Below are 6,724 nucleotides of genomic sequence, written 5' to 3'. Positions count from 1 at the left end.
CCAACAGGCGGTAGCGTTGTTTGGTTTCCCCCCCCCCCCCCCCCCCCCCCCGGGGCCCCCCCCCCCCCCCCCCCGCCACCGAGTCACTGACGAACACGCCAACAGGGGAGCGAACGAACATGAGCGACGAGCCGGTCGTCAAGCCGCAGGGAGACATCCACGCCACGTCGGAGCCTCTCAGGGCCGCCAAGGCCGCGGACGGCGAGGTGACTCCTCAGGGCGACATCCACGCCACCGACGAGCCCGCCGAGGCCAAGACCGAGGCACGGATCGAGACGAAGGGCGACATCCACGCCACGTCGGAGCCGTTCAAGCCGAAGAAGTAGGCGCCTGAGCACGGGGGACAGCAAGGACGGGGGACCAAGGGGGACAAGAGCACGGGGGACAGCACGGGAGCGCCTCCGGGCCGGCTCGGGGGAGCCGCTCCGGAGGCAGCACCCAGCTCGGGGGATCGGCCGCGGCGGCGCGGAGCACGGAGGGGAGCCGCCGCGGCCGTGGTGTGTCCGGGAGTTGACGGGTTGTTAGGACAACTGGGGAGTACAAGCCCCGGGCACCTTCAGCGCCGCCAAGTCCCGCCTCGACAGCGGCTCATCGGCCAGCTCGCACCACACGGTCTTGTCCGCCCCGCCCTGCTCCACACCCCACCGCAGGGCCATCGCATCCAGGAGCGCGAGGCCCCGCCCGGCCTCATCCTCACCCGTGGCCTGCCTGAGGACGGGGAGGGCTCGGGCGTCCGGGTCGACGACCTCGACGCGGATCCGGCCAGCGCCCACGCGGAACACCCGTACACGAACCGGGGTCCCCTCCCCGACGTGCCGGATGACGTTCGCGACCAACTCGGTGACACAAAGCTCCACATCGGGACGGGGCGCGGCCAGCCGTCGGCGCAGGGCACCACGCAGAACCGGTACGGCCTCGGGGACGGCAAGGAGATCGAGGTCGAGCAGTCTCGTACGACCACTTCCCCGCAGCACGTCCGTCAGCCTGCGTGCGGTCGCGGTGTTGCAGTTGCCGAGTGCGACGAGCCCCGCCGGGGGTGCGTAGGTCCCCGCGAAGGTCGGCAGATCAGCGCGTAGAGAGGGCAGGGTGATGTCGTGGGCGGCGAGGGCGGCGCGAAGGTCGCCCACGCAGCGGTCGACGTCGTAGGCCGTGGGGGCTTGAGGGTTGTGCATGCGGGCGCCTTCCGTGCTGTGCGTGCGTTGCGTGACGAATCAGTCACAGAGTGGCGCGTGACCCCGTACCGTAGAAGGACATTCGACTGCGCAAGCGCAGCTGGCAAACGGCGGTGATGAGTCGTGCCCGCACGCAAGGACCCCGACGCGTCGGCAAACGTCCCTTCCTTCTACGGCGCCGAGTTGCGCTATCGGAGAGAGCTGGCCGGGCTGACCTTGGAACAGCTGGCGGCGGGCAGCTACCGCGGCGTCCCGTTCCTCAGCCAGATCGAGCGCGGTGAGCGGCGCATGCCGCTTGATCTGGCCCAGCACGTCGACAAGGTGCTGGAGACCGACGGCTTTTTCGAGCGCCGCTGTGAAGACGCCCGCAGGGCACGACAGTCGGGTCACGCGGAGTACTTCGCGGATGTGGCGGAGATGGAGCGGCATGCGGAGACGATTGAGGAGTGGGCGCCGCATCTGCTGCCCGGCCTGCTCCAGACCAAGGCCTACGCCCAGACCGTCGTGGAGGCCGGAAAGCCGTGGCTTCGGCCTGCGACGGTCGAGAAGCAGGTCACGGCTCGCCTGGAACGGGCAACGCTCTGGGCGGGCGAAGACGCCCCGGAGTACTGGGTGATCCTGCGTGAGGAGCTGATCCGCAAGCCACTGCTCCCTCCCGGGGACATGGCGGAGCAACTGGAGAACATTGTGCACGTGATCCGCTCCACCCAGGGCGTTCTGCAGGTCCTGCCGGAAACGGCGAACGCCCACGCGCTCATGATGGGCATGATCAAGGTCATGACGTTCCCGGACGCGCCCCCGGTGGTGTACACCGAGGGCGTCCACAGCGGCCAACTGATTGACTATCCAGCCCTCGTGAAGGATTACCGCAGGTCGTACGATCGGCTCAGGGCCACCGCTTTGTCGGCGGAGGCGTCCCTGGACCTGGTCGGGCAAGCGGCAAAGGACTATCGAGATGGCAAGCACAAAGCTTGACTTGAGCACCGCCCACTGGCGCGCAAGCAGCTACAGCAATGCCAGCGGCGGCGACTGCCTGGAGGTCTCCGACGGCCACCCCGGCGTCATCCCCGTTCGCGACTCCAAGCGGCCCCAGGACGGCCCCGTACTCCTCTTCCAGGCTCCCGCCTGGACGGCCTTCCTGGCCTCCGTGAAGGCCTGAACGGTTATCCACAGGCCCCCACGAGCCTCGCGGAATCTGCGACCTTGGCGGGGTGGAGGAGCGGAGGGCACTGCGAGAGTTGGCCGTGGGTGGCGTACTGCTCAGTTCGTGTGCCCTCGCCGCCGGCTGGCCCCGGCGGAGTCTCGCGCGGGCTCTGCGTACGGAAGGGTGGAGCCGGCTCCAAGCGGGGGCGTGGGTGGTACCGGGGCTGACGCCGGACCTCGTCACACAGCTGAGGGCGGTGCAGCTCCTCAAGCCCGGCCTCGTCGTGAGCCACGGTTCCGCTGCGGCGCTCTGGCTGATCGAGACCCGTGGGTCGGGTGGGAAGGCGTGCCTGGAGTTCACCGACCCCGGGCTCACCTTGCGCGGCGAGCGGAGGGGCGTACGGGTGCATCGCACGCCCGTCGGCTCACGGGACGTGACGTGTCGGCAGGGCTTGCGGGTGACGGGGGCCGTGCGAACCATCGCCGACCTACTCCGCACACAGCCACGTGACGACGCGCTGGTAGCCCTGGAATCGGCGCTCACCTACCGCCGGGTCGGTCAGGTCCGGCGGGCACCGCTCACCAGTCTCGACGCGGTCACCGCCGCACTCGGGCCCTCGCTCCAGGGAACGGCGAGGGCACGCCAGTGGCTCCGCCTGTGCGACCCACGCGCCGGATCACCGGCCGAGACGCTGGCCCGCCTGCGCATGCTGGACGCCGGGCTGCGCCCCGACAGCCAGGTCGAGTTGATCACCCCGGACGGCCGCCGAGTCGTCCTCGACTTCCTCTTCCGAAGGGAAGGGCTGGCCGTCGAGATCGAGGGCTACGCCTACCACGGCACCCGCGAGGCACATCGGCGTGACATCGCCCGCTTCAACCAGGTGCTCCAGTGTCCGGAGGTACGCAATCTGCTGCGCTACAGCGCGGAGGACGTGCTGCATAACCCCCGTCGGATGATCCATGAGATCCGTGCTGCCCTGGATGCGGGGTCGAGGATGGGGGACGAGGAGGCTGCCCTCGGGCTCGGTCTCGGGCTCGGCGTCGGTCACCGACGCTGAGGTGTGCTGCGGCTCCCCGGCGTTTCCAAGTCGCCGTGGGGCCGCCCGCTTCTTGGCCAGTGTCGTGCTTCCACGGCCCGCCTCAAGGGCGCTACGCGTCGCCTTCGGCGATGGCCCTGCGGGCCACCCTTGACCCGGCCCGCTCCAGCACGGGGAAGAAGCGAGCGGGCGGCCGGGAGAGGGGTGGGGGACCCAGGTGTGTTTGCGGGTGGGGTGTGCCGCGTTGCGGGCCGGGGCCGGCGGGGACGCGCTCGCGCCTCGCCTGCACGCCGGGAGGTCCGGCGGCTGCGGGCTGTGGGTGGGACGCGCCGGAGGGCTGGCGGCACTTCGGGTGAATTCGGCGGCTTGCGGCGAGAGGGTGGGTGGGTGATGAGCAGCGGGCCGGGGCCGATTGGCGGATGTGGGCCACCCCTCAACCCTGCCGACCTGGGCCCTGACCTCCCCATGTGGCACAACTCCGCCAATCACCGATACAGACGAGTTGCCGGGCCCACGCGATCCACCGACGGGCATCCAAGGCACAGCCCCACACCCACCAACTCCACCCGACGCGCTCCCGTGTCCCCGCCCCCCACCGGCCGTTCGCCGCCAAGACGGACCCGGCGTGCATGCGAGGCGCGAGCGCGCCCCGCCGACGCCGGTCGGCAACGCAGCCGACGGGGTTCGCAAGCAGGCGTCGCCCACCCGTTCTCCGGGCCGCCCGCTCGCTTCTCCCCCGTGCTGGAGCGAGCCGAGTCAAGGGTCGGCCGAAGGCCGATCGGCGAAGCCGACGCGCAGCGCCCTTTACTCGGGTCGCGGAAGCACGACACTGGCAAAGAAGCGGGCGGTCCCCACGGTCACTTCGTCACGTACGTGACGAATTCCGCCGAGGCGAGGGGAGAGAGCGAGCCGTGAGCTCTTCTCGGCGGGGTCGTACCGAGCACGAGCAGCAGGACTGTCGGAGTCTGGTGCGGGGCACCCTGCTGGCGGCTGCCGTCGGGGATGTGCTGGGCGCGCCGGGCGGCTGGCGGCACGCCGGGTGGGTTCGGCGGCTGCGGATTGTGGGCGGCGGCAGCGCCGGAAGAGGTCGTCGCCGGGGCAACGGGTGGGGGTATGGGTTGGTTGGGCCCATCCTGCGGTCCGCCCGCCACATCCGCCAGTGGGTTGATGCCGGTCCGCCCGCTCCTCCGTCGGAGTCAGGTGCGGGCCTCGGCCGTGGCCTTCAGGTCGTGCAGCCAGGCCTCCAGACCTGCGGCGAGGGCTGCTGTGGCCGTAGGGATGTCCGACTCGACCTGGGCGCCGGTCCAGGTCTCCTCGGTGTGGACGCGGGTGCCGCCCTTGGCCTTGGTGAAGGTCCAGAGGTGGACGCCCTCGTCGATGCGGAGGCCCTCGCCGACCGCCGGGCCGCTCCAGAGGATGCAGTGCCGACGCTTGTCGAGTCGGTGGACCGTCGAGGTGATCTCCAGGGTCGTGGCCGGGGTGGAGGGGGTGGCCTGGGCCGGGGTCGTCCAGCGGAACCGGGAGCCCTTGCGGAGGGGGCCGGGGTCGAGGCGTTCCGATGTGAGGACGGGGGGTTGCCAGGTCGGCCAGCGTTCCACGTCGGTCTGGAGCTTCCAGATGGTGCTCAGGGGTGCGTCGATCACGATGTCGGAGGCGTAGCGGATACGGGCGGTGGGGTCGGCGCCTTCCCCGCGGCAGTGGACGGGGCGGGTATGGGGGCCGGCCGCCTGGGCGGACGGGGTGGCCATTCCGAGGGTGGCGGCCACGGCCAGGGCGATCGTGAGCGTGATGGTCCGACGGCGTGTGCTGGGCATGGTGGTCTCCTGTGGCTGTGGGTGGTCACGTGCGCTACGGGGTCAGTACGACCTTTCCGGCGTCAGTACGACCTTTCCGGCGGCCGTTCCCGACTCGGCCAGGCGCAGCGCCTCGGCGGCGCGGGTGAGGGGGAGTCGGGCGGCGATCCGGGGAGTGACGTCGCCTCGCTGGAGTGCCGTGAAGAGGTGGGTGAGGTCTGAGGCGAGGCGGGAGCGGAAGCGGGTCCTGGACAGGGCTCGGCCGGCCAGGACGTTGTAGAAGTAGGCGTGGCGGCGGTTGGGCAGGGCGTTCCAGAGCCATACGCGGCCGAGCAGCTTGAGTACGGGCCACTGCTTGGAGCCCTCGTCGTCGAGGGTGGAGGCGCTGCCGTAGGAGACGAGGGTGCCGCCGGGGGCGAGGAGGTGCCAGGAGTCGACGATGCTTCGGCCGCCGACGTGGTCGAAGACCGCGTCCACTCCGGCGGGGGCGAGTGCGCGGATCCGGGCACCTACGTTTCCGGTGCGGTAGTCGACGGGGGTGACGCCCTGTTCCCGGAGGGCGGCGTGGTGGCGGGGCGACGCCGTGCCGATCACCTGCACGCCCGCGGCCCGCGCGAGTTGGACCAGGAGCGAGCCGACTCCGCCGTTGGCGCCGTGGACCAGGATGGTCTGCCCGGCGCGGACGCGTGCCTTGCGGTGCAGCATCTGCCAGGCCGTGATGCCGTTGAGCACCAGGGTCTCCGCCTCCGCCGCGTCGATCCCCTCGGGGACCGGCACCGCGTCCGCCGCGTCGATCAGCACATGGCTCGTCCAGCCGCCGACCTTGAGCAGTGCGGCCACTCGGGTGCCGGTCAGGGTCGGGTCGACGCCCTCTCCGGTCGCCTGGACCGTGCCGACCATGTCGTAGCCGGGGACGAAGGGGAACGGCGGCTGGTCGTAGTAGCGGCCTCGGCGCATCTGCTGCTCGGCGAAGGAGACTCCCGTCGCCTCCATACGGACCACCACCTGGCCGGGGCCGGGGGTGGGGACCGGTCCGTGCCTGAGCTGCAGGCCCTCCGGGTCCACTTTGCCCGGCAGGACGACCTCTACGCGCTCGTTCATGGCTACCTCCATGCGCTGGGAGTTATTTGCTCTCTTGTTCGTTAGAAGTTGTAACGCGGAAGGGCAGTGATAGTCAATAGGGATAGTGATAGCCTCTAACCATGGTCGAAAACGACACGCAGACACCTCGCGAGCGCTATCGCGCCCAGGTGCGCGCGGAGATCAAGGAGCGGGCGTGGGAACAGATCGCCTCGGCAGGGGCGTCCGCGCTCTCGCTCAACGCGATCGCCAAGCAGATGGGAATGAGCGGGCCCGCGCTGTACCGGTACTTCGCCGGGCGGGACGAGCTGATCACCGAGCTCATCAGGGGCGCGTACCGGAGCCTTGCCGACACCTTCCGTGCGACCGCCGAGGCGGCCAGGGGGGGGGGGGGGGGGGGGGGGCGGGGGGGAGGGGGGGGGGGGCGCGGGGGGGGGGGGGGGGGGGGGGGGGGGAGGGGGGGAGCTGGTTTTGGGTGGAGAAGGGCCTATGGGGGCAG

Annotated in this window: 9 protein-coding genes; 5 read left to right on the top strand and 4 right to left on the bottom strand. The window is 70.9% G+C overall.

All coding sequences use genetic code 11. The features are described 5' to 3' along the window. Positions 1–119 precede the first annotated feature (119 nt). On the top strand, positions 120–326 hold the full coding sequence (locus AC067M_RS11180; protein ID WP_478696724.1) for a hypothetical protein: 207 nt from the start codon (positions 120–122) through the stop codon (positions 324–326). Between the two features lie 195 nt (positions 327–521). On the opposite strand, the gene AC067M_RS11175 is transcribed toward AC067M_RS11180, so the two are convergent. Further along, the gene (locus AC067M_RS11175) at positions 522–1,172 is read right to left on the bottom strand and encodes an ATP-binding protein (protein WP_478696723.1); all 651 of its coding nucleotides are present in this window, start codon (positions 1,170–1,172) and stop codon (positions 522–524) included. A 123-nt stretch (positions 1,173–1,295) separates the two neighbouring features. On the opposite strand from AC067M_RS11175, the gene AC067M_RS11170 reads away from it, so the two are divergent. The 3 genes from AC067M_RS11170 to AC067M_RS11160 all read left to right on the top strand — a co-directional run bounded on the left by AC067M_RS11170 (position 1,296) and on the right by AC067M_RS11160 (position 3,373). Continuing rightward, positions 1,296–2,147 (top strand): helix-turn-helix domain-containing protein, encoded by an 852-nt coding sequence (locus tag AC067M_RS11170; protein WP_478696722.1) that lies wholly within the window; start codon positions 1,296–1,298, stop codon positions 2,145–2,147. Further along, positions 2,128–2,331, top strand: a complete 204-nt coding sequence (locus AC067M_RS11165) for a DUF397 domain-containing protein (RefSeq protein ID WP_478696721.1) — start codon at positions 2,128–2,130, stop codon at positions 2,329–2,331. Before AC067M_RS11170 ends, AC067M_RS11165 begins: the two co-directional genes overlap by 20 nt. Before the next feature lie 241 nt (positions 2,332–2,572). Continuing rightward, positions 2,573–3,373 (top strand): endonuclease domain-containing protein, encoded by an 801-nt coding sequence (locus AC067M_RS11160; RefSeq protein WP_478696720.1) that lies wholly within the window; start codon positions 2,573–2,575, stop codon positions 3,371–3,373. Between the two features lie 836 nt (positions 3,374–4,209). Here the strand turns inward: AC067M_RS11160 and AC067M_RS11155 are convergent. The 3 genes from AC067M_RS11155 to AC067M_RS11145 all read right to left on the bottom strand — a co-directional run bounded on the left by AC067M_RS11155 (position 4,210) and on the right by AC067M_RS11145 (position 6,258). Continuing rightward, positions 4,210–4,386, bottom strand: coding sequence for a hypothetical protein (locus AC067M_RS11155; RefSeq protein ID WP_478696719.1), 177 nt, complete (start codon positions 4,384–4,386; stop codon positions 4,210–4,212). A 162-nt stretch (positions 4,387–4,548) separates the two neighbouring features. Further along, positions 4,549–5,166 carry an SRPBCC family protein gene (locus tag AC067M_RS11150; protein ID WP_478696718.1) on the bottom strand — a complete coding sequence of 206 codons (618 nt, stop codon included), beginning with the start codon at positions 5,164–5,166 and terminating at the stop codon, positions 4,549–4,551. 42 nt (positions 5,167–5,208) lie between these two features. Next, positions 5,209–6,258, bottom strand: a complete 1,050-nt coding sequence (locus AC067M_RS11145) for a medium chain dehydrogenase/reductase family protein (protein WP_478696717.1) — start codon at positions 6,256–6,258, stop codon at positions 5,209–5,211. An 89-nt stretch (positions 6,259–6,347) separates the two neighbouring features. Between AC067M_RS11145 and AC067M_RS11140 the strand changes: the two genes are divergently transcribed. Continuing rightward, positions 6,348–6,724: TetR/AcrR family transcriptional regulator (locus AC067M_RS11140; protein ID WP_478696878.1), on the top strand; the 377-nt coding region annotated here is incomplete at its 3' end.

This window comes from Streptomyces sp. NPDC043427, from assembly GCF_056436655.1.
Note: the sequence above shows the minus strand (reverse complement) of the source record. Positions and strands in the feature narration are given on the sequence as shown.

Bases quoted from the DNA above. Each gene is read 5' to 3' on its own strand.
- AC067M_RS11165 (WP_478696721.1), top strand. From the start codon at position 2,128: ATGGCAAGCACAAAGCTTGACTTGAGCACCGCCCACTGGCGCGCAAGC.
- AC067M_RS11145 (WP_478696717.1), bottom strand. From the start codon at position 6,258: ATGGAGGTAGCCATGAACGAGCGCGTAGAGGTCGTCCTGCCGGGCAAA.
- AC067M_RS11150 (WP_478696718.1), bottom strand. From the start codon at position 5,166: ATGCCCAGCACACGCCGTCGGACCATCACGCTCACGATCGCCCTGGCC.
- AC067M_RS11175 (WP_478696723.1), bottom strand. From the start codon at position 1,172: ATGCACAACCCTCAAGCCCCCACGGCCTACGACGTCGACCGCTGCGTG.
- AC067M_RS11180 (WP_478696724.1), top strand. From the start codon at position 120: ATGAGCGACGAGCCGGTCGTCAAGCCGCAGGGAGACATCCACGCCACG.